This window comes from Nitratireductor sp. ZSWI3 (assembly GCF_024655565.1).
Classification (GTDB): Bacteria; Pseudomonadota; Alphaproteobacteria; order Rhizobiales; family Rhizobiaceae; genus Nitratireductor.
Map to the genome: position 1 here is coordinate 1 of NZ_JANKOF010000067.1, position 26,340 is coordinate 26,340.

General features: G+C 64.6%; 24 protein-coding genes and 1 pseudogene. 23 read left to right on the plus strand and 2 right to left on the minus strand.

Annotated features, from left to right (window positions below):
- The 6 genes and pseudogenes from NUU27_RS17900 to NUU27_RS17925 form a co-directional block, all read left to right on the plus strand.
- Positions 1–1,850, plus strand: a pseudogene (locus NUU27_RS17900) (hypothetical protein); the annotation flags it as partial.
- Between the two features lie 192 nt (positions 1,851–2,042).
- Entirely contained in the window at positions 2,043–2,399 is a 357-nt protein-coding gene (locus NUU27_RS17905; RefSeq protein ID WP_257763507.1) for a hypothetical protein, read from the plus strand.
- 20 nt (positions 2,400–2,419) lie between these two features.
- A complete protein-coding gene (locus NUU27_RS17910) occupies positions 2,420–3,610 on the plus strand; it encodes an ABC transporter substrate-binding protein (RefSeq protein WP_257763508.1) in 1,191 nt (396 codons plus the stop codon).
- Positions 3,611–4,036: 426 nt separating this feature from the next.
- On the plus strand, positions 4,037–4,516 hold the full coding sequence (locus tag NUU27_RS17915) for a (2Fe-2S)-binding protein (protein ID WP_257763509.1): 480 nt from the start codon (positions 4,037–4,039) through the stop codon (positions 4,514–4,516).
- Between the two features lie 14 nt (positions 4,517–4,530).
- Positions 4,531–6,894 (plus strand): xanthine dehydrogenase family protein molybdopterin-binding subunit, encoded by a 2,364-nt coding sequence (locus NUU27_RS17920; protein WP_257763510.1) that lies wholly within the window; start codon positions 4,531–4,533, stop codon positions 6,892–6,894.
- 12 nt (positions 6,895–6,906) lie between these two features.
- Positions 6,907–7,704, plus strand: coding sequence for a xanthine dehydrogenase family protein subunit M (locus NUU27_RS17925; protein ID WP_257763511.1), 798 nt, complete (start codon positions 6,907–6,909; stop codon positions 7,702–7,704).
- A gap of 43 nt (positions 7,705–7,747) precedes the next feature.
- Here NUU27_RS17925 and NUU27_RS17930 read toward each other — a convergent pair whose 3' ends face one another.
- Entirely contained in the window at positions 7,748–8,701 is a 954-nt protein-coding gene (locus tag NUU27_RS17930; RefSeq protein WP_257763512.1) for a LysR family transcriptional regulator, read from the minus strand.
- Between the two features lie 149 nt (positions 8,702–8,850).
- Between NUU27_RS17930 and NUU27_RS17935 the strand changes: the two genes are divergently transcribed.
- Genes NUU27_RS17935 through NUU27_RS17955 form a run of 5 tightly spaced genes read left to right on the plus strand, consistent with a single transcriptional unit; the run spans position 8,851 to position 13,126 of the window.
- Positions 8,851–9,630: a 5-oxoprolinase subunit PxpA gene (locus NUU27_RS17935; protein WP_257763513.1), complete on the plus strand. Its 780-nt coding sequence runs from the start codon at positions 8,851–8,853 to the stop codon at positions 9,628–9,630.
- Positions 9,631–9,653: 23 nt separating this feature from the next.
- Positions 9,654–9,896, plus strand: a complete 243-nt coding sequence (locus NUU27_RS17940; RefSeq protein WP_257763514.1) for an acetyl-CoA carboxylase — start codon at positions 9,654–9,656, stop codon at positions 9,894–9,896.
- A gap of 5 nt (positions 9,897–9,901) precedes the next feature.
- Positions 9,902–11,287, plus strand: a complete 1,386-nt coding sequence (locus NUU27_RS17945) for an acetyl-CoA carboxylase biotin carboxylase subunit (RefSeq protein ID WP_257763515.1) — start codon at positions 9,902–9,904, stop codon at positions 11,285–11,287.
- Positions 11,287–12,162 (plus strand): allophanate hydrolase subunit 1, encoded by an 876-nt coding sequence (locus NUU27_RS17950; RefSeq protein WP_257763516.1) that lies wholly within the window; start codon positions 11,287–11,289, stop codon positions 12,160–12,162. The genes NUU27_RS17945 and NUU27_RS17950 overlap by 1 nt, the downstream gene beginning before the upstream one ends.
- Positions 12,152–13,126 (plus strand): biotin-dependent carboxyltransferase family protein, encoded by a 975-nt coding sequence (locus tag NUU27_RS17955; protein WP_257763517.1) that lies wholly within the window; start codon positions 12,152–12,154, stop codon positions 13,124–13,126. Before NUU27_RS17950 ends, NUU27_RS17955 begins: the two co-directional genes overlap by 11 nt.
- Positions 13,127–13,159: 33 nt before the next feature.
- On the opposite strand, the gene NUU27_RS17960 is transcribed toward NUU27_RS17955, so the two are convergent.
- The gene (locus NUU27_RS17960) at positions 13,160–14,173 is read right to left on the minus strand and encodes a GntR family transcriptional regulator (RefSeq protein ID WP_257763518.1); all 1,014 of its coding nucleotides are present in this window, start codon (positions 14,171–14,173) and stop codon (positions 13,160–13,162) included.
- Between the two features lie 465 nt (positions 14,174–14,638).
- On the opposite strand from NUU27_RS17960, the gene NUU27_RS17965 reads away from it, so the two are divergent.
- The 12 genes from NUU27_RS17965 (at position 14,639) to NUU27_RS18020 (ending at position 26,111) form a co-directional block, all read left to right on the plus strand.
- Positions 14,639–15,718 carry an ABC transporter ATP-binding protein gene (locus tag NUU27_RS17965; RefSeq protein ID WP_257763519.1) on the plus strand — a complete coding sequence of 360 codons (1,080 nt, stop codon included), beginning with the start codon at positions 14,639–14,641 and terminating at the stop codon, positions 15,716–15,718.
- Complete coding sequence (locus NUU27_RS17970; RefSeq protein WP_374567424.1) at positions 15,718–16,650, plus strand: ABC transporter permease; 933 nt, start codon at positions 15,718–15,720, stop codon at positions 16,648–16,650. The genes NUU27_RS17965 and NUU27_RS17970 overlap by 1 nt, the downstream gene beginning before the upstream one ends.
- 2 nt (positions 16,651–16,652) lie before the next feature.
- Positions 16,653–17,498 (plus strand): ABC transporter permease, encoded by an 846-nt coding sequence (locus tag NUU27_RS17975; RefSeq protein ID WP_257763520.1) that lies wholly within the window; start codon positions 16,653–16,655, stop codon positions 17,496–17,498.
- Positions 17,495–18,241, plus strand: a complete 747-nt coding sequence (locus NUU27_RS17980) for an SDR family NAD(P)-dependent oxidoreductase (protein ID WP_257763521.1) — start codon at positions 17,495–17,497, stop codon at positions 18,239–18,241. The genes NUU27_RS17975 and NUU27_RS17980 overlap by 4 nt, the downstream gene beginning before the upstream one ends.
- A gap of 20 nt (positions 18,242–18,261) precedes the next feature.
- Complete coding sequence (locus tag NUU27_RS17985; protein WP_257763522.1) at positions 18,262–19,035, plus strand: SDR family NAD(P)-dependent oxidoreductase; 774 nt, start codon at positions 18,262–18,264, stop codon at positions 19,033–19,035.
- A gap of 33 nt (positions 19,036–19,068) precedes the next feature.
- Positions 19,069–20,298 (plus strand): PotD/PotF family extracellular solute-binding protein, encoded by a 1,230-nt coding sequence (locus tag NUU27_RS17990; protein ID WP_257763523.1) that lies wholly within the window; start codon positions 19,069–19,071, stop codon positions 20,296–20,298.
- Positions 20,299–20,377: 79 nt separating this feature from the next.
- The gene (locus NUU27_RS17995; protein WP_257763524.1) at positions 20,378–21,466 is read left to right on the plus strand and encodes an ABC transporter ATP-binding protein; all 1,089 of its coding nucleotides are present in this window, start codon (positions 20,378–20,380) and stop codon (positions 21,464–21,466) included.
- A gap of 50 nt (positions 21,467–21,516) precedes the next feature.
- Positions 21,517–22,398, plus strand: coding sequence for a polysaccharide deacetylase (locus tag NUU27_RS18000; protein ID WP_257763525.1), 882 nt, complete (start codon positions 21,517–21,519; stop codon positions 22,396–22,398).
- Between the two features lie 47 nt (positions 22,399–22,445).
- Positions 22,446–22,769 (plus strand): hypothetical protein, encoded by a 324-nt coding sequence (locus tag NUU27_RS18005; RefSeq protein ID WP_257763526.1) that lies wholly within the window; start codon positions 22,446–22,448, stop codon positions 22,767–22,769.
- A complete protein-coding gene (locus tag NUU27_RS18010; RefSeq protein WP_257763527.1) occupies positions 22,766–23,863 on the plus strand; it encodes a GTP-binding protein in 1,098 nt (365 codons plus the stop codon). Before NUU27_RS18005 ends, NUU27_RS18010 begins: the two co-directional genes overlap by 4 nt.
- Before the next feature lie 9 nt (positions 23,864–23,872).
- Positions 23,873–25,114: a PotD/PotF family extracellular solute-binding protein gene (locus tag NUU27_RS18015; protein ID WP_257763529.1), complete on the plus strand. Its 1,242-nt coding sequence runs from the start codon at positions 23,873–23,875 to the stop codon at positions 25,112–25,114.
- 1 nt (position 25,115) lies between these two features.
- Positions 25,116–26,111: an asparaginase gene (locus NUU27_RS18020; protein WP_257763530.1), complete on the plus strand. Its 996-nt coding sequence runs from the start codon at positions 25,116–25,118 to the stop codon at positions 26,109–26,111.
- The last annotated feature ends 229 nt before the right edge of the window (positions 26,112–26,340 follow it).

Below are 26,340 nucleotides of genomic sequence, written 5' to 3' on the forward strand. Positions count from 1 at the left end.
TGGCCATTGATCCCGATCATCTGCATCTAACGAATAAGGCAGGTACGGTGGGAACAGCGTATCTCGATGGCGATCGCAACGTTGACGACAATGTCGGCGCGGACCAGCCGGGAACGGTGCGGTTTGCCCCTTCATTGGACCACACAGACAGCGGCTATACGTCCAACGGTGCGACGATCTACTATTACATCGTCGGAAGCACTCTGATCGCATCCACGTCATCCGTCAGCGCCGCGGATACAAGCAAGTGGGTTTTCGAGGTCGAGATCAACCAGGATGGAAGCCTGGCGGCGGCCAACGACACCTACTCCGTGACGATGTATGGCAAGGTGGATGCCACCAGCACCATTAATTTCAATGATGGAACCTACGAATTTGCCGGCGGCAACACGAATTGGGTGGGCTTCGTTCCCTCCGGGCAGAAAACAGGTGGCACTCCTGGACCGACAGACGATGATTCCCCCGATCTGCTGATCACGCCGATCGGCACCGAAGCGACCAGAATCAATGGCAATGCGAATTCTGTTGGTGCTTTTGGCGGTGACGGGGGGCAGAATATCGGGGCGAACGAAGGGGTGCGGCTTAGCTTCGTCTCCGACCTGCGGGGAAGCCCGGCAGCGACCAACTACAACCCTGCGTCTCCGACCCACGTCTTCGACAACCACTATCTGGTTAATGGCGCTTCAGTGAAATTTGGCGGAATCGGCAATGGCCGCGCCACAGCAATATTCTTTGCCGCGGACGATAATGATTTTGGCGGGGCAGAAGACACCAACGTAAACGACTATACGCGGGAGCCGATCACATCGGTCATCGTCCGCCATTCCGGGGGGACAGCCAGCTCAAGTGACGATGCGGTGACCGTCGATTTCTCACTGGGAAATGTGCAGGTGATTACTGTGGATGGCTCACAGTATCGCGTTACCCGTTCTGTCGTAGACAATTCGGTGAAGATCGAAGGTCTGATCGACGGCACTTCCGTCGCGGCCTATACCGCGAACCAATACACCACTCTCGATGTTCTCTATGGAACCGGCACGAATTCCGGCGGGCACAATTTCTCCGATGCCGATAAGAGTTTCGCTCTGGTGGGCTTCGGAACCACTGCTGTGACCAACGATCCGGTCAGCCTGTCTGTTCCGGTGGAACTCGTGGATGCGGATGGGGATGTCGCGGGCGGCACGATCAACCTTACTTTTGAACCGGACGGACAACCTATGGCGGGGTCGCCTGCGGACGAGGTTTTTGCGGCAACGGCGCAGGCGAACACGTTTGATGGCGGTGGAGGAACGGACACGGTTTCGTATCACACGGTTGGCGCAGGCGTGACGGCAAGTCTTGCCAATTCTGCTGTCAACACCGGAGCTGCCGCCGGCGATACCTATACCAGCATCGAGAATCTGACTGGCAGCAATTTCGCCGATACATTGCAAGGCAATGCCGGCGCAAACACGCTGATAGGGCTCGACGGCGACGACCTCCTCATCGGCGGCGAGGGCGCGGATGTGCTCATCGGCGGCACCGGCGAAAACACCTACAACCTCACCGACACGGACAACGCCGTCGACACGGTGGTGATCGATCCGGCAGCCCTGTCGAATCTCAACCCCGAGGAGATCATCGGCTTCGGCAGCGAGGATGTGGTGGATCTGACGGAATTGTTCACGGTCGGAGCAGGTGAGGATCTGAGCGATTACGCACAGATGAGTGGCAACAACCTGGAGGTCGATGCCGACGGCGCGTCCGGACCGGGAACCTGGGAGACCGTAGCCCATTTCGACGTCGCACCCGTGTCGCCGGTCAACATCCTCTACAACGAGGACGGTTCCGACGAGCCCGGGACGGTTTAACCGGGGGGCGGCAGGCGGTCGCGGATCTTCCGCGGCCGCCATTTGAAAACGGGCGGGGAAACGTGTATTCCTTACCTGGATCACGGGTTGGAGCAGGTGCGGGGGAAAGCAGCTTGTCGCTGTCCTCATCCCGCTCCGAGGAACTTCACTCCAAGGAACTTTACATGGCGGAACGACGCCACGGGGGACTTCATGAAGAAGCTGACAATCGGTCTAGCAGTCATCTTCGCCACGGTTTTTGCCGGCAGCGCGCAATCGGCTGATCTGTCCACGGGCGGCTATTGCCCGGTGGCCGGCAACGCCAAGCTCCTTTCCATCGATAGCAACGCGACGCTCACCGGCGAGGTGGTGCGGTTGATGGACGAGGCCGTGGCGGTCGCCGACAGCTCGCAATGGATCCATTCGGGCCGGCCGGCCTTCGTGTGGGCTTCCGAGGCGAAGGTCGCCTGCGGCAAAGCCTATGGCTATCTCAAGTCCGATTATCGCGACGAGGATTATCTCAACAAGTGCGAGTGCTTTCACGCCCGCATGGTAGAGTATATGTACTGACCGCCGGCGCGAGGGCCGCAATGACCCGGCACCAGGCTCGTGCGGCCGCGCTGCGACAGGCACCCTGGCGCGGCCGTAACGCCCGCTCCGTTCTTTCCTGCATCGCCGCATTGGCTCTTTCGCTGGCGCTGGCCGCCTGCCAATCATCTGCGGTCGATGATGCGCTCGATGTCGAGAAGGACAAGGCATCCGGTGTGCCTGCCGGCCTCGAGACCGTCGGATCGGGGGCGGTGACGATCGGCATGATCACCGGGCTTGCCGGTGCGGCAAAGGCGGCCGAGCGCGATCGCCGCGATGGAGCCAAGCTCGCCGCGAAGGAACTCGGGAGCGACCAGGTCACCCTGGCGATCTACAATGCTCGGCCGGCGACGGCGGATATCAAGGCCGGCATCGAAGCGCTGAGAGAAAAGGGTGCCAGGATCGTGATCGGTTCGGTGCGCGCTGATCTCGCCGGCTCGCTGGCCGGCGATCCTTCCGCTGACCGGCCGCCTGTGGTGGCCATGGTTTCCAACGGCGCTGCCCGCGGCAACGGCGTCTACGCGTTCCTCTTCGACGAGATCGATGGGGCGGCCGAAACGGCAGCCTATGCGGTCGGCGCCGGCCGCAAGAGGATTGTGCTGGTCCATGCGCCGAAGATGGAGAAGACGGCCCTCGAGCGGCTGCGCCGCGGCATCGAAGCCGAGGGCGGCACGATTTCGGCCGCACTCGCTTTCCCGGCGGTCGGCGGGGAGCAATTCGCCGGCGACAAGGCCGCCCTTCAGAACGCGGATGCGGTGATGCTTGCTCCGGGGCTCGAGCGGCCGGGGGTTGCGCTGGCGGCGCTGCGTGCCACGGGGGCTCTTGCACCAGCTGCGCTGATCCTCGGTTCTGCCGACATGCCGGCGGAGCGCACCCTGTCCGGCATGTTCGTCTGTCGGGTCGATCAACTGGCGGTCGGCGACCTCACCGAGCGTTTCCGGACGGAGTTCGGCCGTCCGATGTCGAAGGATGCGGCTTACGGTTTCGATGCGGCGGCGCTGGCCATCGGCATCGTCCGGGCCCGTGGCGGCGATGGATTGACGGCTGCGACGCTGCGTGCGCGCTCCGGTTTCCGCGGTCTGCTGGGCGCCTTCCGTTTCACCGAGTCCGGGGCGGTGGAGCGGCATTGTTCCATCTATCGTGTCGCCGACGGCAAATTCCAGCTCCAGGACCCCGCGCCGGAAGGCTTTTGAAGAAGGCGCCGGGTCGACGCCTTGCCGCTCATCGCGAGGTCGTCGAAACGAGGCCTTGGCTTTCCGCGGAAAGGCCGCTTAAATACATCGAGGAGTGAGTGAAAGCGGCACGGCCGGGAACCGTTGCTCGGCTTTCACAGAATGTTTGAGGCAACGCTGGAGTGCTTCCGGAGCCCGTAAGGCGGCGTTCCGGCGAAGCCAGGCAGCGAAGCGGCGGGCATGGAGGCGCGTCCTCCGGTCTGGCAGGCATGGGAGGCGTCGGGTTGGAGGAGCAGACCTGCACTTTCAGCAGCGCCGGGCGGCAGGGCCGCCTGACGAGCCCATCTTTCCATTTGATTGCATTCGAGCCTCTTGGAGGAACAGAGTTGGTCGCGACCTAGGACGCCGAACCGTTTCCGGTGCGGGCCCCAGGCAAGGGAGGAAGACATGACTGAAATCGCGATGAAGGTGAACGGCAAGGCGGTGCGCGCCACATTGCCGGACAACACGCTCCTGGTGGAATTCCTGCGGGAGCACCTGCGCCTGACCGGTACGCATGTGGGCTGCGACACGAGCCAGTGCGGCGCCTGTGTCGTGCATGTGAACGGACGGGCGATGAAGAGCTGCACCATGCTGGCGGCCTCCGCCGACGGCGCCGAGATCACCACCATCGAAGGGCTCGCCAATGGCGACCTGCATCCGATGCAGGCGGCCTTCAAGGAGAACCATGGCCTGCAATGCGGTTTCTGCACGCCCGGCATGATCATGTCGGCGACCGATATGGTGGCGCGCTACCGGGCGGCCGGCAGGGAATTGACCGAGCAGGCGATCCGCCACGAGCTGGAGGGCAACATCTGCCGCTGCACCGGCTACCACAACATCGTCAAGGCCATCCAGGATGGTGCGGCGAAAATGGCGGCGAGCTGAGGGAGGGCTTTGAGATGACGGAACATGGCATCGGCGCCCGCGTCCTGCGCAAGGAAGACAAGCGTTTCATCACCGGTCAGGGACGTTACACGGACGACATCAGAAACGAGCGGCAGACCTATGCCGCGTTCGTGCGCAGCCCGCATGCGCATGCGAAGGTGACGAGCATCGACCGGTCGGCGGCCGAGGCCATGGACGGCGTGATCGCCGTGCTCGACGGCAAGCAACTGACCGGCGACGGGATCGGCAATCTCATTTGCGGCTGGGCCGTGACCTCGAAGGACGGCAGCGGCATGAACATGGGCGCCTGGTCGGCGCTCGCCACCGAACAGGTGCGCTATGTGGGCGACGCCGTGGCGATGGTGGTGGCCGATACCCAGGCCACGGCACGGGCCGCCGCCGAGGCGGTCGCTGTCGAGTATGAGGAATTGCCCTCGGTGGTGCATGCCGTCGATGCGTTGAAATCCGGCGCGCCGCAGATTCATGACAATGCGCCGGGCAACCTCATCTTCGACTGGAGCCTGGGCGACGAGCCGGCGACCGACAAGGCGCTTGCCGGCGCTGCGCACGTCACTGAGCTCAAGATCGTCAACAACCGCCTGTCGCCGAATCCGATGGAGCCGCGCTCGGCAATCGCCACCTATGACGAGGCGGAAGACCACTACACGCTCTATACCACCAGCCAGAACCCGCATGTGGCGCGGCTGGTGCTCTCGGCCTTCTATCAGGTGGCGCCCGAGCACAAGCTGCGCGTCATCGCGCCGGATGTGGGAGGCGGTTTCGGCTCGAAGATCTATATCTACCCTGAAGAGATCGCCTGCCTTTGGGCCTCGATGAAGACCAGGCGCTCGGTGAAATGGACGGCGAGCAGGTCGGAGGCATTCCTGACCGACGCGCATGGCCGCGATCACGTCTCGACGGCCAGGATGGGTTTCGACGCCGACAACCGCATCGTCGGGCTGAAGGTCGATACGGTCGCCAATCTGGGCGCCTACATGTCGCTCTTCTCTTCGGCGGTGCCGACCTATCTCTACGCGACGCTGCTGTCGGGCCAGTACGAGATCGCCAACATCCACTGCAACGTGCGGGCGGTCTACACCAACACCGCACCGGTGGATGCCTATCGCGGGGCGGGGCGGCCGGAGGCCTGCTTCCTGGTGGAGCGGATCATGGAGACCGCCGCCCGGGAGCTCGGCGTCGATCCGGCGGAGCTGCGGCGCAAGAATTTCATCACCTCATTCCCGCACCAGACGCCGGTGATCATGGCCTATGATGCGGGCGATTTCGCCGGCAATCTGGACCAGGCCCTGGAAGCCGCCGACTACAAGGGCTTTCCTGCCCGCAAGGCGGAGGCCGCCAGACGCGGCAAGCTGCGCGGCATCGGCCTTGCCTCCTATATCGAAGCCTGCGGCATAGCGCCCTCGGCGGCGGTCGGCTCGCTCGGTGCGGGTGTCGGCCTGTGGGAAAGCGCCGAGGTGCGGGTCAATCCGGTCGGCACGATCGAGGTGCTCACCGGCAGCCACAGCCACGGCCAGGGCCACGAGACCACCTTCGCCCAGGTCGTCGCCGACCGCTTCGGCCTGCCGATCGAGAACATCCAGATCGTGCACGGCGACACCGATAAGGTGCAGTTCGGCATGGGCACCTACGGCTCGCGCTCCGGCCCGGTCGGGCTCAGTGCGATCGTCAAGGCGCTCGACAAGGTGGAGGCCAAGGTCAAGAAGATCGCGGCACACGTGCTGGAGGTGTCGGAGGACGACCTTGTTATCGAGGATGGCCAGGTCAAGGTGGCCGGCACCGACCGCGCCATGGCGTGGCACGAGGTGGGGCTGGCCGCCTATACCGCGCACAACCTGCCGGCAGGCCTGGAGCCTGGCCTGAAGGAGGGCTCCTTCTACGATCCGACGAACTTCACCTTCCCGGCCGGAACCTATGTCTGCGAAGTGGAGGTGGATCCCGATACGGGCGAGACGGAGATCGTCCAGTTCGTCGCTTCCGACGATTTCGGCACCATCATCAATCCGATGATCGTCGAGGGGCAGGTGCATGGCGGCATCGCCCAGGGCGTCGGTCAGGCCATGCTGGAGAACGTGGTCTATGACGAGGACGGCCAGCTCCTCTCGGCGAGCTATATGGATTATGCGATGCCGCGCGCCGACGACCTGCCGAGCTTCGCCATTCACCACCATTCCACCAAGAGCCCGTCCAACCCACTGGGCATGAAGGGATGCGGCGAGGCCGGTGCCATCGGCTCGCCGCCGGCGATCATCAACGCAATCACCGATGCGATCGGCAACAATGACCTGCAGATGCCGGCGACGCCACCGCGCGTCTGGGCGGCGCTCCAGGCCGCCTCCGCCAAGATCGCCGCAGAATAGGGAAGCAGGACCATGTATGAGGTCAATTATCACCGGGCCACGAGCGTCGACGACGCCGTCGCCAAGCGCGCCGCCGCTCCCGAGGCACAGTTCCTGGCTGGCGGGCAGACCCTCCTGCCGACCATGAAGCACCATCTGGCGGCGCCGTCCGATCTGGTCGATCTGCGCGGCGTGTCCGAGCTCGCCGGCATCGTGGTTTCCGGCAGGAACGTGACGATCGGCGCGATGACCACGCATGCCGCCGTGGCCGAGAGCGCCGAGCTTGCCGAGATCTGCCCGGCCATCGCCGCGCTGGCCGGCGGCATCGGCGATCCGGCCGTGCGCCATCAGGGAACCATCGGCGGCTCGATCGCCAACAACGATCCGGCCGCGGATTATCCGGCCGCGCTCCTGGCGCTTGGCGCCACCGTCCACACCAACGAGCGAGCGATCGCCGCCGGTGATTTCTTCACCGGGCTCTTCTCGACGGCCCTCGAGGACGGGGAGATGATCACCTCGGTCAGCTTCGAAGCTCCGGCGCGGTGCGGCTACGCCAAGTTTCCCAACCCGGCTTCGCGCTACGCCATGACTGGTGTTTTCGTGGCGAAGGGGGGTGATGGGAGCGTTCGCGTCGCCGTCACCGGGGCAGGTGCCGACGGCGTCTTCCGCCATTCCGGCCTGGAGGCAGCCCTTGCGTCGGACTGGTCGGCCGCCGCCGTCGACGGCGTCTCGGTCTCGGCGGACGGGCTCATGTCCGACATCCATTGCGACGCGGCCTACAGGGCCAATCTGATCAAGGCGATGGCCAGGCGCGCCCTCGCCGCGACCTGACCGGTCCCCGACAACGAGCCGGCGGCACCCGTTGCCGCCTGCTCTATGCCGGTTGGCCGCGGTCCTCGCCATACCCCGACTGGATCGCCCCCGTCCGCAACTGGGGAATGTGGAAAGCCTGCCGGAAATAGGATCGGAAGGCCTCCATGCCTTTGCTGAATTTCGCGTTTCTCGCCCAGGCAAGACCGACATTCATCGCTGGTATCGGCTCCTGCAACACGATGGTCTCGAGTCTCTGGCCCTCCAGCGACCACGGCCGGTAGACCATGTCGGACAGTATCGCAACACCCTGGCCGCTGGCGACCATCGAGCGCACGGCCTCGACGGAGGAGGTGCGCAGCTTCACGTCCGGCCTGTGGTGCGACGTGCTCCAGTAGCCGAGCGAGGTGTTGGCCGCCTCGTCCACCGTCAGCATGATGTAGGGTTGCTGCGCCACGTCCGCGAGGCCCACACGCGGTTTGCGCAACAAGGGATGGCGCGACGGCACCCACAGGCGGCGCGGCGAGCTGATCATGGTTTCGCTGGCGATCTGCGGGTCGCGCACATTGGACGTCAGCAGCACGGCGATGTCGTAGCGTTCGCTGAGCAATCCCTCTTCGATCGCCTCCCGGTTGAGCTCGAAAAGCTGGATGTCGAGACCGGGAAAGCTGCGGTTCAGCCGTTGCAGGTGATCGGGCAGGAAGTATCCCATCACCGTGTAGGTAGCGGCCACCGAAAGCCGCCCCTCGACATTCCCCGACGGGATGTTGAGATGCGTGGCTTCGTGCACCTTCTGGAGGATCTCGTAGGCGTGAAACAGAAACTCCCGGCCTGCCGGGGTGAGGTCCATGCCGCTCGTCGAACGATGGAAGAGCTGCAGGTTGACGGTTCTCTCCAACTCGCGGATCGCGGTCGTCACCGCTGACTGCGAGATCGACAATTCGACCGCGGCCTGCGAGATCTGGCCAAGTTCGGCGGTCGCGACGAAATAGCGGATCTGGCGCAGGCTGATCGACACGGCATTTCCCTCCAGACTTCTGTTTTTTTGATACTAAAGCATCGAAAAATAGAATTTCCAATCGCCCGCATGTTTTCCTACGCTGCTTGTGAGTGGAACAGAGGCCCGCCAAGAACCACAAGGTCGCGGGCGCAGAAAGGGAGTGGCGGATGGCCGTGGAGGCGATCGACGTCAACTGCGACATGGGTGAAGGCTTTGGCGCCTGGCAGTTGCGCGAGACCGACGACGCCACCCTGATCAAGCTCATCAGCTCCGCCAACATCGCGGCCGGCTTCCATGCCGGCGATCCCAGCCTGATGGATCGCACGGTGCGCATGGCTGCCGAGCACGGCGTCGGCATCGGAGCGCATCCGGGGTATCGCGACCTGCAGGGGTTCGGCCGGCGCCGGATCGACGGAAGTCCCGCCGAGCTCGTCAACGACATCATCTACCAGGTCGGCGCGATCCGCGAGTTCGCCAAGCGCCACGGCGCGGCCTTGCAGCATGTGAAACCGCACGGCGCGCTCTACATGGAGCTTGCCGTCAACGAGGAGTTTTCCGACGCCTTCGTGAGCTACATGCGCAAGGTGCAGCCCGACACGGCGATCTTCTGCATGGGCATGTCGGTAACCTACCGGATCGCCAAGGCGGCGGGCCAGCCGGTCATCCGCGAGTTCTTCGCCGATCGCGATTATGCGGACGACGGCTCCATCGTCTTCACCCGCCGGGTCGGCAGGCTCGATCCCGAGCTGGTCGCCGACAAGGTGGTCAAGGCGTGCCGGACGGGGAAAGTCACCTCCGTCGCCGGCAATGAGATCGACATCGAGTTCGAATCCATCTGCTTTCATTCGGATACGCTGGGCTCTGCCGATATCGCCGAAGCCATGCGCCGGCGGCTCGTGGAAAGCGGGATCAGGATCGTTCCGGTTTCGCGAATTCTTGCGCGCTAGACCGCAAAAATGAGGGGAAAGTCATGAGCAAGGTCGAGATCAAGGCGCCGATGCCGGGGGTTTTCTACCGGAAGCCTGCCCCCGATAGCCCTCCTTTCAAGGCCGACGGCGAGGATGTCGCCCTGGGGGACGTGGTGGGCCTGATCGAGGTGATGAAGAGCTTTCACGAGATCACCGCCGCGGTCTCCGGTAAGTCCGTTCGTTTCCTGCTCGACGATGCCGAGGCGATCATGGCCGGCCAGGTCATCGCCGAGCTCGAGGGGTGAGTGGTATGGCGATCGGCTCGCTGCTCATTGCCAACAGGGGCGAGATCGCGGTGCGCATCATCCGGGCCGCCCGCTCCCTCGGCATCCGCACGGTGCAGGCGCACAGTGCCGCCGATGCCGATTCCCTTGCCGTCCGCATGGCCGACGAGGCGGTTCTGATCGGCCCGCCTCCGGCTGCAAAATCCTACCTGGACATCGATGCGGTGATGAAGGCCGCGCGCGCTACGGGTGTCGATGCCGTCCACCCCGGCTATGGCTTTCTTGCCGAGAATGCCGATTTTGCCGAAGCGGTGGCCTCGGCGGGTCTGATCTTCATCGGCCCGGATGCCTCGGCGATCCGCCTGCTGGGCGACAAGGTGGCCGCGCGCAAGGTGGCGCGCGAAGCCGGCGTTCCCACCGTTCCCGGCAGCGCGGGGCGCGTCGCCGGCATCGAGGAGGCGCGTGCCCTGGTCGAGGAGATCGGCTTTCCGGTCATGATCAAGGCAGCCGCCGGCGGCGGCGGGCGCGGCATCCGCATCGTGCGCGATTTCGCCGAATTCGAAAAGCAGTTCCCCCAGGCGGCATCCGAGGCACAGGCGGCCTTCGGCGACGGCGGCCTCTACATCGAAAAGGTGATCGAGAACGCCCGTCACATCGAAGTGCAGATCCTCGGCGACGGCGAGAATGTCATCCATTGCTTCGAGCGCGAATGTTCACTGCAACGGCGCCGGCAGAAGGTGTGGGAGGAAGCGCCGGCCTTCGGCCTGTCGGCTGCCGTCCGATCCGCCCTGACGGAGAGCGCCGTCGCGCTGGCGAAGTCGGTTCGCTACAAGGGGGCGGGCACGGTCGAGTATCTCTACGATCCCGGCACGCAGGCCTTCTACTTCATCGAGGTCAACACCCGCATCCAGGTCGAGCATCCCGTCACCGAGATGATCACCGGCATCGATCTCGTCTCGGAGATGATCCGCATCGCCGGCGGCGAACCCCTGTCGATCCCGCAGGACGCCGTCCGGATTTCCGGCCACGCCATCGAATGCCGCATCAATGCGGAGGACCCGGCGCAGAACTTCATGCCCTCGCCGGGGCAGGTGAGCGGTCTCAAGGTGCCGGAAGGCGCGGGGCTCCGCTTCGACACCATGCTTTACGAAGGCTACTGGGTGCCGCCGTTCTACGATTCCCTGCTCGGCAAGATGATCGCGCACGGCGCCGACAGACACGACGCGATCGCCCGGATGGAAGCGGCGTTGAAGGCGCTCGCCATCGGCGGCATCAAGACCACGGTCCCGTTGCATCTGGCGATCGCCGCCAATCCCGATGTCGCCGCCGGTGCGGTCCACACGAAATATCTGGAAGGGTGGCTCGCCGACGCCCCCTTGAACGCCGCTGCCAGCCAAACGGAGACCGCCTGATGAAGCCGCGCTACACATTCGGCGGCGACGAGCATCTGTTCGTCGAGGTCGATGAGGAAATGTCGCTCGACGCCTTCTTCAAGAGCCTTTCGATGACGCGCATCATCGCCGAGCGCTCCGTCGAAGGCGTCACCGAAATCTGCCCGGCCAACGCCTCCTTCCAGGTGAAGTTCGATCCGGACGTGATCGCGCCGGACACGCTTCTGGAGGAGGTCCGGTCCATCGAGGCGGAGGCGGCCAAGGCCGATCCGGTCCTGCAGACGCGGCTCATCGAGATACCCGTCTTCTACCAGGATCCCTGGACCCATGAGACGCTGATGCGGTTTCGCGAGCGCCATCAGGACCCGCAGGGAACCGACCTCGAATACGCGGCCCGCATCAACGGTTACCCGAGTGTCGAAGCCTTCATCGCCGCCCATTCGGGATCGCCCTGGTTCGTGTCGATGGTCGGCTTCGTGGCGGGCCTGCCCTTCATGTACCAGATGGTCGAGCGCGAGCGGCAGATCCAGGTACCCAAATATCTGCGACCGCGCACCGACACGCCCAAGCTCACCGTCGGCTATGGCGGCTGCTTCTCGTGCATCTATTCGGTGCGCGGGGCGGGCGGCTACCAGATGTTCGGCATCACGCCCATGCCGATCTTCGATCCCGACCAGAAGACCAATTATCTGGAAGACTTCATGGTGTTCTTCCGGCCGGGCGACATCGTGAAGTTCAAGCCCATCGATCGGGCCGAGTACGACCGCACAGTCGAAGCCGTGGCGAACAACGCCTTCACGCCGAAGATCCGCGAGGTCGAGTTCGACCTGCGCGCCTTCAACGCGGACATCAAGGGCTACAACGCGCGGCTGGAGGGCATGATCAATGGCGATTAAGGTGCTCAATCCCGGTCTTCTGACCAGCGTTCAGGATCTCGGCCGTCCCGGCTATTTCCATCTCGGCATTCCCGTCTCCGGCGCCATGGACCGCTATGCCATGCGCGCGGCCAATCTTCTCGTCGGCAACGACGAGGGCGCCGCCGGGCTGGAGGCGGTCTTCGTCGGGCCTGAGCTCGCCTTTGAGGAAGACACGGTCGTCGCCGTGACCGGCGCCGACATGCCGGTGAAGATCGATGGCGAGATCCAGCCCAGCTGGACGGCCCTGCCGATCAAGGCGGGCCAGGTCCTGAGCTTCGATTTCCTGACGGCCGGCGCCCGCATCTACATCGCCGTCGCAGGCGGTATCGACGTGCCGGTGGCGCTCGGCAGCCGGTCCACCTATCCGATCGGCGCCCTGGGCGGCTTCAAGGGGCGGGCCATTGCCAAGGGCGACGAGCTGCCTGTCGGCCGCCCTTCAGGCAACGCGGCTTCGGGCCGCAGCGTGCCGGACGCTTTGCGCCGGGAAAATCCCGTTCCGGTCGAGCTTCGCATCCTCCCAGGCCTTTACGACCATCGCGTCACCAAGGCCTCGCTCGAGCGTTTCTTCGAAGAGGAATGGAAGGTGGCTCCGGAAGCCGACCGCATGGGCTATCGCTTCCGGGGCGGCACGCCGCTCGAATTCAACGAGCGCGAACAGCCGTTCGGTGCCGGCTCCGATCCCTCCAACATCGTCGACAGCTGCTACCCTTACGGCTCGGTGCAGGTGCCGGGCGGCACGGAGCCGATCATCCTGCACCGCGACGCGGTGTCGGGCGGCGGCTATTTCATGATCGGCACCGTGATCTCGGCCGACATGGACCTGATCGGGCAATTGCAGCCCAACACGCCGACGCGCTTTAGCCGGGTGACGATGGAAGAGGCCCTGGAGGCGCGCCGCGCCCGAGCCGCGATGCTCGACCACCTGCGGATGGCGCTGAAGTAGAACGGGACAGGGCGCGGGTCGCGAACCGCGCCGTCAGACGGGAATGAGATAGGGCGCCAGATGCCCCGGCTGGGGCAGGACGGCGACGATCTTCAATTGCGCGATCGTGCGGTCGCGCGACTTGGAGAGGTGATTCTCGAGCAGTTCGGCCGCGCTCTGCGTCGCGCCGACGATGAGCAATTCGCCGATCATCCGGATTTCGCGGATCGACAGGGCATCGCCCGCAAGTCCGAGACTGAACAGCGCTTTCTGCGAGGCCTGCAGGGTCTTGCGGTTGTTGGCGATCAGCGTGCGCAGATCGCGATTGGGGGTGGACAGGATGGCCAGATCGATGAAGGCGTTGACGAGCCCGAACCATTTGTCGGCCTTGATGAGGCTGGCACCGCGCTCGGTCTCTTCCATTTGCCGGCACAGTTTCTCGAGCGCGATCTTGTCGATGAAGGGCGCGGCGGAACGCAGCGCCGCCACTTCCAGGATGATGCGCAGCTCGAACTTGTCCTTGATGGATTGCGCGGTCAGCGGCCCGACCAGCCAGCGCGACGTCGAGCTCTTGGTGACGAGGCCGCGCTCCTGCAGCCGGCCGAGCACGTCGCGGACCACCGTGCGGCTGACGTCGAAATACGCCGCCAGGTCGTTCTCCACGATGCGGTACTGCCCGAAGACGAGACAGGAGGAAACGTCGCTCTCCACCTGATCGTGAATGCGCTTCCAGTTGGGCCTGTTGAGGGATTCGTCATGAGCTTCTTCGACCGAAAGATCGAGTGTCTTGATGTCTTTGCGTATGGGCGCGGTATCCACGTCGGACGGCCCGACCAGATAACCCCGCCCGCCGAAGCGGCTCACCGCTCCCTCGTCCTCGAGCAGCGCAAGAGCCCGCTTCACCGAGCTGCGCGAAATCTTCAAGAGTTCGGCGATCGGACCTTCCAGGAGCACCAGCCCGGGCTCCAGCGCGCCCGAATCGATGTTGGCGCGGATGGTGTCGGCCGCCGAAAGATAAAGCGGTGTGCGGCTGTTCGTCGGGGCGGAAATCATGGCGGTCCGGTTCATTGGGGGCTGTCCCGGTTTTGGCGTGTCTTCTCGCGCGCTTCAATCGCAAAAAAGCGGCCTGCAAACAAATCAGGCATACAAAGATCATTTGTTGTGCAGTTGCGTGGCGACGCGTCGGGTCCAGATCCTGGTTTTCCAGTCGTTGCAAGCGGTTGGCGTGATTGTTGCGGTGCGCTGCATGACAACAATTCGCGCACTGTCGCACAAAGACAGGCACCGCTTTTCGTCCCTAGTCTGGGAACAGGGAACATAGAAAAAGAGCCGAAAAGGCGTGGAGGATGCCCGTATGGAACGCGGCGCCGCGTGCGCGCATGGGCTGGAATCCCAGGAAAACGACGGCGCGCGGTCACGTGATCCGTCCGCTTGGAAAGAAAATTCCGAGCCCCGCTTGCGCGGCTGGGAAAAAACGTGCTTGTATACATAATCATTTTTTGATGATGACACATCCTTGATCCGGAGGAAAGCGTGCTTTCGCTGAGTTCTGTCACCAAGCGCTACGGAGACGTCACCGCTCTCGACCGTCTGAGCGTCACCGTCCCTGACGACGCCTATGTCTCGCTGCTTGGCGCGAGCGGCAGCGGCAAGACCACGCTGCTTCGCGTCATCGCCGGTTTCGAGGAACCCGACGGCGGCACGGTGACTCATGACGGCCGCCGGCTGGACGGCGTTGCGCCACATAGGCGCGGCATCGGCTTCGTCTTTCAGAACTTCGCGCTGTTCCCGCATCTGAGCGTCGCCGACAACGTCGCCTTCGGCCTGCGTTATCGTGAGGACAACCCCGTGCGCGATGCCGCCGAGCTGAAGAAGCGCGTTGCGGATGTGATTCACCTGGTCGGGCTCGAAGGGCTGGAGACACGCAAGGTGACGGCGATCTCGGGCGGCCAGCGCCAGCGTGTGGCTCTTGCCCGCACGCTCGTCACGGAACCGCGCCTCGTGCTCCTCGACGAGCCGCTCGGGGCGCTTGACGCCAATCTGCGCGAGCGCATGTGCGACGAGCTGCGGGCGATCCGCGAGCGATTGAAGGTCACCTTCCTGCATGTCACCGGCAGCGAGACGGAGGCCCTTTTGATGGGCGATACCGTCGCCGTTCTCTCGGCAGGCTCCATCGCCCAGATCGGGCCGGCATCCTCCCTCTTTTCCGCCCCGCGCAGCGCCGACGTGGCGCGCCATCTCAACGCCTACAACGTGCTTTCGGGCCGCGTGAGGAAGGGCGGTTTCGAAGGGGCCGGCGGACGCTTTCCGCTGCCTGGGGAACTGCCCGTGCGGGATGGCGCGCCGGTCGAGATCGCCTTGCGCTTCGACCGCATTTCGGTTGCGCCGGCGGGAAAGGGTGCTGCCGGCGGGGCGAGTATTCCGGCGCGTTTCATCGCCAGCGAATTCACCGGGGCCTCGGTTCTCTCCTTCTTCCGCCTGGACGACGGCACGCTGCTGCAGGTCGTCGCCCATCTGAGCGGCCCGGCCCCCCGGTCCTTCACCAAGGATGAGCTCTACGACCTCTCCTTCAACCCGCAAGACGTCATCCCATTCACCGAGAGGGCCGCATGATGGAAATTGCCGGCGAGCAGATGCGCAGCGCGGCTCCCGCCATGGGCGAGGACAACGGCGTGTCGCCAGCCGAACGCCGTGAACGCCAGGAGCGCCGCACGGCGCTGATGCTCATCAGCCCGGGCGTTCTGTGGATGACCCTGTTCATGGTGCTGCCCATGATCATGGTCGTCTACGTATCGTTCTGGACGCAGACCACCTTCACCGTCGAGCCCGAGCTCACCACCGACAGCTGGGTGCGCTTCCTGACCAGCTCCACCTATCTGGCATCCACCTGGACCACGGTGCGCATCTGGGGGATCGTGCTCCTGTCGACCCTTCTGATCGGTTATCCGGTGGCGCTGTTCATCGGCCTCATGGTGCGCAACCAGACGCTCCAGACGGCGCTTCTCGTCATCTGCGTCATCCCCTTCTGGACCTCGTTCCTGATCCGCGTCATCGCCTGGCGCCCGATGCTGGGCACCGAGGGCGCGATCAACATGATCCTCATGAAGCTCGGCATCATCGACACGCCGCTGACCTCGCTGCTCTTCTCCGAATTCGCGGTGCTCATCGGCATGACGCAGATTTACTGCGTCTTCATGGTCGGGCCGATCACCTTCATGCTGAGCCGCATCGAGCCCAGCATCATCGAGGCGGCGCGCGATCTGGGCGCCGGCTTCGGCCGCATCTTCTTCAAGGTCATCCTGCCGTTGTCGCTGCCCGGCGTGATCGTCGGCGCGATCTTCGTGTCCGTCATGGTGCTGGGCGAATTCGCCACCGCCGCCTCGCTCTCCGGCCGCAAGGTCAACCTGCTCGGCAACATCATCGTGTCGCAGGTCGGCTCGCTGAAATGGGCCTTCGCCTCGGTCGCCGGCGTCATCCTCACCGCCATCATCGCCGTGGTCATCACCGCGCTCTTGCGGGTCGTCAACCTCAGGAAGGAGATGTAGCCATGGAAGCGCGCGTTCTCAAACCCGTGCTCGGCGTCTATTGCGCCGCCTTCATCCTCTTCCTTTACGGGCCGATGATCATCCTGGCCATACTGTCCTTTCAGGGGCCGGGAGGCGGTCCGCAGTTCCCGATCATCGAATGGTCGACCTATTGGTATCAGCATCTGCTCGGCATGACGCCGCCCGGGCGCATCTCGCGCCTGCCCATCGGCGACAGCCTTCTGCGCTCGCTGACGCTGGCGCTGATGACGACGGTCGTCTCCACCGTGCTCGGCGTCATTACCGCCCAAGGCTTCCGCGCCCGCTTCAAGGCCTCCGGCGTGGTGTTCTACCTGGTGATCCTCGGCATGATCGTGCCAGGCGTGCTCGTCGGCCTCGGCATGGCGCTTCTCACCAACATGCTCGGCATCGACCGCAGCTGGTGGGGCACGGCCTTTGTCCTGCATGTGGTCTACACCTTCCCCTTCGCCTTTCTGGTGATGCTGGCGATCTTCAATCGCTTCGACCGCAGCGTGGAGGAAGCCTCGCTTTCGCTCGGCGTCTCGCCGGTCCAGACCTTCCGGCGGGTCACCTTCCCGATGATCTTTCCCGGCGTCCTGTCGGCGATGCTGTTCTCCTTCACACTCTCCTATGACGAGTTTTCGCGCACGCTGTTCACCTCCGGCCGTCAGCTCACCCTGCCGCTGACGATCTACGGAACCTTCTCCGTCGAGATCTATCCGAACATCTTCGCCTTCGGCGTGCTCACCACGCTCTTCTCCTTCACGCTGCTGCTCATCTACGCGCTCCTGATGCTTAGAGCGGTTCGCTCTGCCCAGTCCTTCAAGGGACAGGAGGAGGCCGAATGAACGCAGTGTCGAAGAAGGTCGCGCTGGTCACCGGCGCGGGGTCGGGCATCGGGGCGGCCATCGCCGAACGCCTGGCGAAGGAAGGCTACCGTGTCGCCGTCAACGACCTGTCGGCCGAGGCGAGCGCCCGCACGGCCGATGCGATCAACGTGGGAGGCGGCGTGGCGGCGCCCTTCGCAGCGGACGTTTCAAGCGAAGGCGCCGTCCGCGAGATGGTGGGTGCGGTCGTGGCCCATTTCGGGTCGGTCGACCTGCTCGTCAACAATGCGGGCCACGGTCACCAGGCGGCGTTCACGGAGATTTCGCTGGCCGAGTTCGAGCGCATGTTCGCCGTCCATGTGCGCGGCACCTTCCTGATGATGCGCGCGGTCCTGCCTTCCATGCTCGAGCGCGGGGAGGGCGTCATCGTCAACGTCGCCTCGCAGCTCGGGCAGGTCGGCGGGGTGGAGCTCGTCCACTATGCCGGGGCCAAGGGCGCGATCATCGCCATGACCAAGTCGCTCGCCCGCGAGGTGAGCGCGCGGGGCGTACGCGTCAATGCCATCGCACCCGGCCCCATCAACACGCCGCTGGTCGAAGCGCTTTCATCCGACTGGAAAAAGGCCAAGGCCGCCGAACTGCCGCTCGGGCGTTTTGGCGAACCGGCAGAGGTTGCCGGCACCGTGGCCTTTCTCGCCTCGCCGGACGGCGCCCTGTTCGTCGGCCAGACGCTGGGTCCGAACTCCGGCGACGTGATGCTTTGAAGACTGGAGAACACCACGCCATGGCCGCAACGAAACCCAGAAAGCGCATCGTCCTCGTCACCGGCGGCGGCATCGGCATCGGTCGCGCCACCTGCGCGGCATTTGCCCGTGCGGGCGATCATGTGGTGGTCACCGACGTCCTCGAAACGGAGGGCAGGGCGCTCGCCGAAAAGATCGTCGGCGAAGGCTGGTCGGCCGAGTTCGTGCCGCTCGACGTCTGCTCGACGGACGCTGCCGATGCGCTGGTCGCGCGCCTCAACGAGGAGCACGGCCACATCGACGTGATCGTTGCCAATGCCGGCATTGCCCATCGCGTGCCGCTCGGCGAGCTGACCGATGAGAAGTGGGATCACACTTTCGAGATCGACCTGAAGGGCATGCTGCGGGTCATTCGCCCGGCCGTGCCCGCCATGCGCAAGGCGGGCGCGGGGGCGATTGTCTGCCTCTCCTCCATCATGGGCGTCGCCTATGGCTGGGACGAGCATGTGCATTACTCCGCTGCCAAGTCCGGCGTGGTCGGCCTTGTGCGCGGCCTGGCGGTGGAGCTTGCCGCGCAGGGGATTCGGGTCAACGGCGTTGCCCCGGGCTACATCCGCACTGCGCAGCTTCTCTCCGAAAAGCACTCCCTTGGGCCGGAGGGCGCCGAAAAGGCGTCCGCCTTCATTCCGATGGGCCGGCTTGGCGAGCCGGAGGACATCGCCGACGTCATCCATTTCCTGGCTTCGCCTGCGGCACGCTACCTCACGGGGCAGGTGCTGACGGTGGATGGCGGCCTGCTGGTGGGCCGCTACTGAGAATACTGGGCAAACAAAAATGGGAACTGAAAGATGAAAAAACACCCGATGCTGAACAGACGCACCATGTTGAAGGGAGGCGCCGGCGCAGCGGCTCTGGCGATGGGCGGCCTTTCTCCGTTCCTGCGCTCGCAGGCCGCCTTCGCGCAATCGCTGGCCGACCAGCAGCTTCGCACGATCGGCCTGTCGGTCACCGTGCAGGACCGCATCCTCGACATGTTCAAATCCGAAAGCGGGGTCGGCTCCACTTCCGGCACCGCCTCGACCTACCCCGACAGCCAGACGCGCATCCTTTCGGGTGCCGGCGACTATGATTGCTGGGAAGTGATCGCCGAGCGCCTGCCGGCCGTCATCGCCACCAACAATGTGGAGCCGATCCCCACCGCCGACATCCCGAACTGGAACTCCATCCGCGATACCTTCACCAAGGAAAGCGACAAGTGGGAGCGCCGCGCGCAGATTGTCGGCCAGATCTGGGCCGATGACGAGCAGACCAAGCTCTACATGGTTCCGGCGGTCTACAACTACGATTCCATCGGCTACAATCCGGACGTGGTCAGCGAGGAGGAAGCCAACAGCTGGACGGCGCTCTTCGACGACAAGTGGCGCGGCCGGTCCGGCCTCAATGTCGATCCGCTGATCGCCATCGGCCAGGCCATCATCGCCATGAACACGCTCGGCGAGCTGGAGGCCAAGAACCCCGGCAACCCGACGGTGGAGGAGATCGACGAGGCCACCGCCTTCCTGATCTCCAAGAAGAAGGCCGGCCAGTTCCGCGCGCTGTGGGGCGATTTCGGCGAGCTGGTCAACCTGATGGCGTCCGGCGAAATGGTCGTCTCCGATGCCTGGCAGCCGGCGGTCATGGCGGTCAAGGCGCAGGGCCGTCCCGCCAAATACGCGACACCGAAGGAAGGCACGCGCGGCTGGACCATCGGCCCCTCGCTCATCGCCGGCTCGCCGAACCGCGAGGCGGTCATCGCCTACGCCAATTTCTGGCTCTCCGGCCCGCCGGCCATCGCCGTCACGGAGCAGGGCTATTATTCGCCCAGCACCAACATCAAGAGCGCGATGGATCCGGACAAATATGCCTTCTGGTATGAGGGCAAGCCCTGGGTCGGTGCTCCCGAGCGCGGCATCCAGGAAGGCGATCTGCGCGATGGCGGCTCGCTCGAGGAGCGCGCCGCGAACGTCGCCTACTGGCACCAGTGGCCGGATGAATACGACCACCTGATCCAGCGCTGGGACGAGTTCCTGAACGCCTGACGCGAATCCGCCATGCCGGGGCGGCCTGCGGGCCGTTCCGGCATGGCCTCCACCTCCGGCAAGAGCATCGGACTGAGGCATGAACGATCTAGAACTCATAGGCGTCGGCAAGACCTATCCGGACGGCACCGTCGCCGTCTCGGACTTCGACCTGGCGGTGAGGCCGGGCGAGTTCGTCGCCTTTCTCGGCCCTTCGGGCTGCGGCAAGTCCACGACCCTGCGCATGATAGCCGGCTTCGAGGATATCTCGAACGGCGACATCCTCATCAAGGGCAAGAACGTTTCGGCCGTGCCGCCGGAAAAGCGCCCCACCTCGATGATCTTCCAGAACTACGCGCTCTTCCCGCACATGACGGTGCGCCAGAACATCGGCTTCGGGCTGGATGTGAAGGGGCTGTCCTCAGGCGAGAAGAAGGCCAAGGTCGACCGCATCATGGAGATGTTCGGCCTCAGCGACTTCGCCGACCGCAAGGCCGACAGGCTTTCGGGCGGCCAGCGCCAGCGCATCGCGCTTGCCCGTGGCCTTGTGGTCGAGCCCGACATCCTGCTGCTCGACGAGCCGCTGGGCGCGCTGGACGCAAATCTGCGCCGCGTCATCCAGAACGAATTGAAGCTGCTGCAGCGCGAGCTCGGCATCACATTCGTCTTCGTCACCCATGCGCAATCGGAAGCCCTCGGCCTTTCGGACCGGATCGTTGTCATGAACCGTGGACGCGTCGAGCAGATCGGCACGCCGCATGAGGTCTACGCCGCGCCCGCCACCGAATTCGTTGCCCGCTTCATCGGCTCGAACGCCATCATCGAAGGCTCGAATCTTGCGATCGAGGGCGAGAGAGCCTTCGTTGACACCGCTTTCGGCCGCATGCAGGGGCGCCGCCCCGCATCGATCGCGCCCGGCGCCTCCGCGCTGGTGGCGATTCCCGCCGAGGCGATGCGGATCCAACCGGCCGATGCCGCCTCCGCAACGGGCGAGAACCGGCTCCACGGCAAGGTCTCCATGAAACACGCGGTCGGCAGCGTCGGTCATTTCAAGGTCGACCTCGACGGCCGCCAGAGCGTCGACGTGCAGACCGGCACCGACGACGAGACCCTGATGCGGCTCGCCATCGGCGACGCCGTGATCGTCGACTGTCCCTCCGACCGCGTGACGCTGGTCGCCCGGGGCTGAACATCAGGGGCCGGCCGGCCCCGCAGAAACCGCAACAAGGAGATTTGAAAATGGCAAAAGAGATTCTTGTCGGCTTCGGCATCGACGTCGACGCCGTCGCGGGCTGGCTTGGTTCCTACGGTGGCGAGGATTCTCCCGACGACATTTCGCGCGGTATGTTTGCCGGCGAAGTAGGCTCCCCGCGCCTGCTGAAGCTGTTCGACCGTCTGGGCCTGCGCACCACCTGGTTCATTCCCGGCCACTCCGTGGAAACCTTTCCCGACCAGATGAAGGCGGTGGCTGATGCGGGCCATGAGATCGGCATCCACGGCTACAGCCACGAAAACCCCATCGCCATGACACCGGAGCAGGAGGAAGAGGTTCTCGACAAGGCGATCGACCTCATCGCCAGCCTTTCGGGCAAGCGCCCGACCGGTTACGTGGCGCCGTGGTGGGAGTTCTCCAACGTCACCAACGAACTTCTCCTCAAGAAGGGCATCAAATACGACCACTCGCTGATGCACAACGACTTCACGCCCTATTACGTGCGGGTCGGCGACAAATGGACCAAGATCGACTACTCCGCCAAGCCTTCGGACTGGATGAAGCCGCTTGAGCGTGGCGCCGAAACGGACCTGATCGAGATTCCGGCCAACTGGTATCTCGACGACCTTCCGCCCATGATGTTCATCAAGAAATCGCCGAACAGCCATGGCTTCGTGAACCCTCGCCATCTGGAAGAGATGTGGCGCGACCAGTTCGACTGGGTCTATCGCGAGATGGACTATGCGGTCTTTCCGATCACCATCCATCCGGATGTCTCCGGCCGCCCGCAGGTGCTCCTGATGCTGGAACGCCTCTACGAGCACATGAAGTCCCATGAGGGCGTCCGCTTCGTCACCATGGACGAGATGGCGGACGACTTCGCCAAGCGCAATCCGCGCAAGAAGTGAGGGCGGCGGGGCGGCCTGCCGCCCCTCCCTTTCAGGAGGAGGGCCTCATGTGCTCCCTGTGTGGTGTTCTTGGATGCGACGATCACTGGACCAGCGCCATCGCGCGGCCGGGTGTCTACACGCGCAATACCGACCGGCTGAACCGCCGGCGCGAGGCGGCCAACCGCATCAAGCTCGCCAATGCGCTGCTGGAGTCGCGGCGCCTGAAGATCGCCGAATGGCAGGGCACTTCCTATGTATTGTCGAGCCCGACCGGCCGGACCCGGATCTTCGAAAGCCTCGCCCATCTGTGGCCGGAGGCAGAGGCCATGACGGGCCGCGACTTCGATCCGCTCGATCCCGATTTTCTCGATCGTCTGAGGCAGTCATGACGGCTGAACCGCGCCCGGCCGATCTGACGCCGATCAACGTCCTCACCGGCTTTCTCGGCTCCGGCAAGACGACGCTGCTCCAGCGCCTTCTCGCCGATCCCGCCATGGCGAATGCCGCCGTGCTGATCAACGAATTCGGCGAGGTGGGCCTCGACCATCATCTCCTTGACCGCATCGACGACAACGTCGTTCTGCTCAAGTCGGGCTGCCTGTGCTGCACGGTGCGCGGCGAGGTCGCCGAGGCGCTGCAGAAGCTTCATTCCCAGCGCAGCCGCGGCGAAATCCCCTGGTTCGACCGCGTGGTCATCGAGACGACCGGGCTGGCGGACCCCTTTCCGGCGCTCTCCACCATCCAGTCGCATCCGGTCCTGCGCAGCCATTTCGCGATCGCCAATGTCGTCGTTACGGTCGATGCGGTGAACGGCTCCCGCCAGCTCGACGAACGGCTGGAGGCTGTGCGGCAGGTGGGGGCGGCCGATGTGGTCGTCATCACCAAGACCGACATGGACGAGGCGACTGGCAGCGATACGCTTCGGGAGAAGCTGAGCCGACTCAATCCGGCCGCGCGGCAGGTGATCGCGCAGCAGGCGCGTGTCGACGATTTCCTCGTTGACGCTTCGGTGGGCCGCCGCGAGGAATGGCTGCGCGAGGCCCTTTCGGCTTCAGAGCAGTTCGCTGCGCCCGTTCATCATCATCATCATCATCATCATCACGAGGAAGGGGACCACCATCACCACGCCCATGCCTCCGTGCGCTCCTTTTCCATGGTGATCGAGGAGCGGATCGACTGGACGGGTTTCGGCATGTGGTTGACCATGCTGCTCAACCGCCATGGCGACCGGGTCTTCCGCGTCAAGGGCATCCTTGATATCGAGGGGGAGGAGCGGCCGGTAGCGATTCATGGCGTGCAGCGCCTCGTCCACCCGCCGGTTCACATGTCCGCCTGGCCGGATCGGCGCCGCCAGTCGCGCATCGTGTTCATCGTCGACGGGCTGGACCCGGCGCGCATCGAAGAGTCGTTTCATGTGTTCAATCGTCTGTCGGAAAAGGTGCTCGGGCACAGCCGCACGTCGTCCTTTCGCAAGGCGGGTTAGGGTGCGGGCGTGACGAAGCTTGCTTCCCCCCAAGTGCATGCGCGGGAGCTTCAGCCGCTGCGTGTCCTGTGCACCGAAATCACGCCCTATCGGGAACTGCAGGCGCGTGCCGAGCGCGATCTCGGCTTCGGGCTGATCTTCGAGCAGCATGATTTCGTGACCGCGCAGCGCATCGCGGCCACCGAGCCGGATCGCTACGACGTCTATGATCAGTGCTTCCACAATCTCGATATCGTGTGGCACTGGCGTGCCGCGCAGAAGATCGACCTCGAACGCATCGAGCTCTGGGACGAGGTCAACGACCTCACCAAGAAGGGCTGCATCAACGCCGCCGCGCCACTCGGTTTCGGCGATGCGCCCGTCACGCGGCTCTATGTGCAGCAGGACAATTCGCTGTCCTCCGTGCCTTCGCCGCATATCTCCATGCTGCCAACCGTGCACAATTTCGATTCCTTCGGCGTCAACGAAACGGCGACCGGAGTGGATGTGGATGCGGAGGTGCGTTCCTGGGCGGAGCTCCTTCACCCGCGCTGGAAGGGCCATGTCTCGATCGTCGACGAGCCGGCCATCGGGATTTTCGACATCGCGCTGGCGGCGCGGGCGGCCAAGCGCATGAGCTTCAAGGATCTCGGCAATATGAGCGTCGAGGAGATCGACCAGCTCATAGACCTCGCGCTGTCGCTGAAGCGCAAGGGACATTTCACCTCCTTCTGGCGCACCACGCAGGAGGCCACCATGATGATGGAGCGCGGCGACGTCTGGATCGCCAGCATGTGGTCGCCGAGTGCCGTTCAGCTCAAGAGCCGCCACCTGCGCGCCCGGCAGGCCGTTCCGGTGGAAGGCTACCGCGCCTGGCATGGCGGCCTGTGCCTTGCCCGGCATCTCGAAGGCCACCGGCTCGACCAGGGCTATGCCTATCTCAACTGGTTCATTTCCGGCTGGGCGGGTGCCGTGGTGGCGCGGCAGGGCTATTACATGCCCGTGCCCGAGCGGGTGCGCGAGCATCTGAAGCCGGAGGAGTGGGACTACTGGTATGACGGCAAGGAGGCGCGCAGCCCGCTGTGCGGCCCCGACGGCAGCACGGCGATCCTCCCCGGCGCGCAGCGTTCCGGCGGCTCCTACTGGAACCGTGCCTCGCACATCGCGCTGTGGAACACCACCATGGACGAGCACAATTACCTGGTTCGCCGCTGGGCCGAGCTGGTGAAGGAACCGACCGAGCGAAACGGGTTTTTGCGGACTGCGTCCTGACATGAGCAACATCAGACTGATCACCACCGGGGGCACCATCGCCTCCAGCCGCAAGGAGGGCTCCGACCGGGTCGTGGCCAATGTCAGCGGCGCCGATCTGAAGTCGCGCCTGCACGATCCGCTTGAGGGCATAGACATCACCGTCGATGATTTCTGCTCGGTCGGCAGTTTCGCCTTCGATCTGCCGCTTGCCTTCGCGCTGGCGCGCCACATAGACGAGGCGCTGGCCGCCGAGGATTGCGACGGGGTGGTCGTCACCCATGGCACCGACACGATGGAGGAAAGCTGCTACATGGCGGACCTCGCCGTCGGCAGCGACAAGCCGGTGGTCTTCACCGGGGCGCAGCGCCACGCAGGCGATCCCGACACGGACGGACCGCGCAACATCGCCGAAGCCGTGCGCGTTGCCGCCTCCCCCGCGGCGCGCGGGCTTGGCGCCGTGATCGTCTTCGAACAGGATATCCATGCCGGGCGCGACGTGACCAAGGCGCACACGTCCCGCGTCGATACCTTCCGCTCCAATTCCTATGGCAAGCTGGGCGAGGTGGATGGTGAGAATGTCTTCATCTACCGCCGCCCCGCACAGCGCTTCCACGCGGATGTCGCGCGGATCGTGCCGGAGGTGGAGCTGATGAAGCTTGCCATGGGCTCCTCGCCGGCCTTTCTGGATTTCGCGGTCGAAAGGGGCGCCCGCGCCATCGTCATCGAGGCCTTCGGGCGCGGCAACGCGCCGAACGGCTTTGCCGAAGCCATCGCACCCATCGTCAAACGTGGCATCCCCGTCATCGTCGCTTCCCGTTGCCACGAGGGCCGCACCCGGCCGATCTATGGCGGCGGCAGCGGCGGCAAGGACCTGGCCGATGCCGGCGTGATCTTCTCCGGCGATCTCAGCGGCCTGAAAGCCCGCATCCTGGCGTCGGTCCTGTTGGGGCGCGGTACGGGGCTTGAAGATTTCCGCCGCGAATTCGAGAAGGCGGCGGGTGGGCATTCGGGCTGAGCCGCACCTTTTGCCCGAGATGCTCGGCGGCCCCTTCGCACCCCACGGCCCCGGAGAGCAACGCGCCTAACCGTTACCCTTTTCCCGCAGGAGGGTGGAGGGACCCCTGATGTAGGAGTTGGCGTGGCGCCCCTCATCCTCACCTTCTCCCCGCATGCGGGGAGAAGGGGCCTCGACGTCTGCGCACCACTCCACCCGCCTCACCAACTAGAAGCTCGGAATTGGCGAC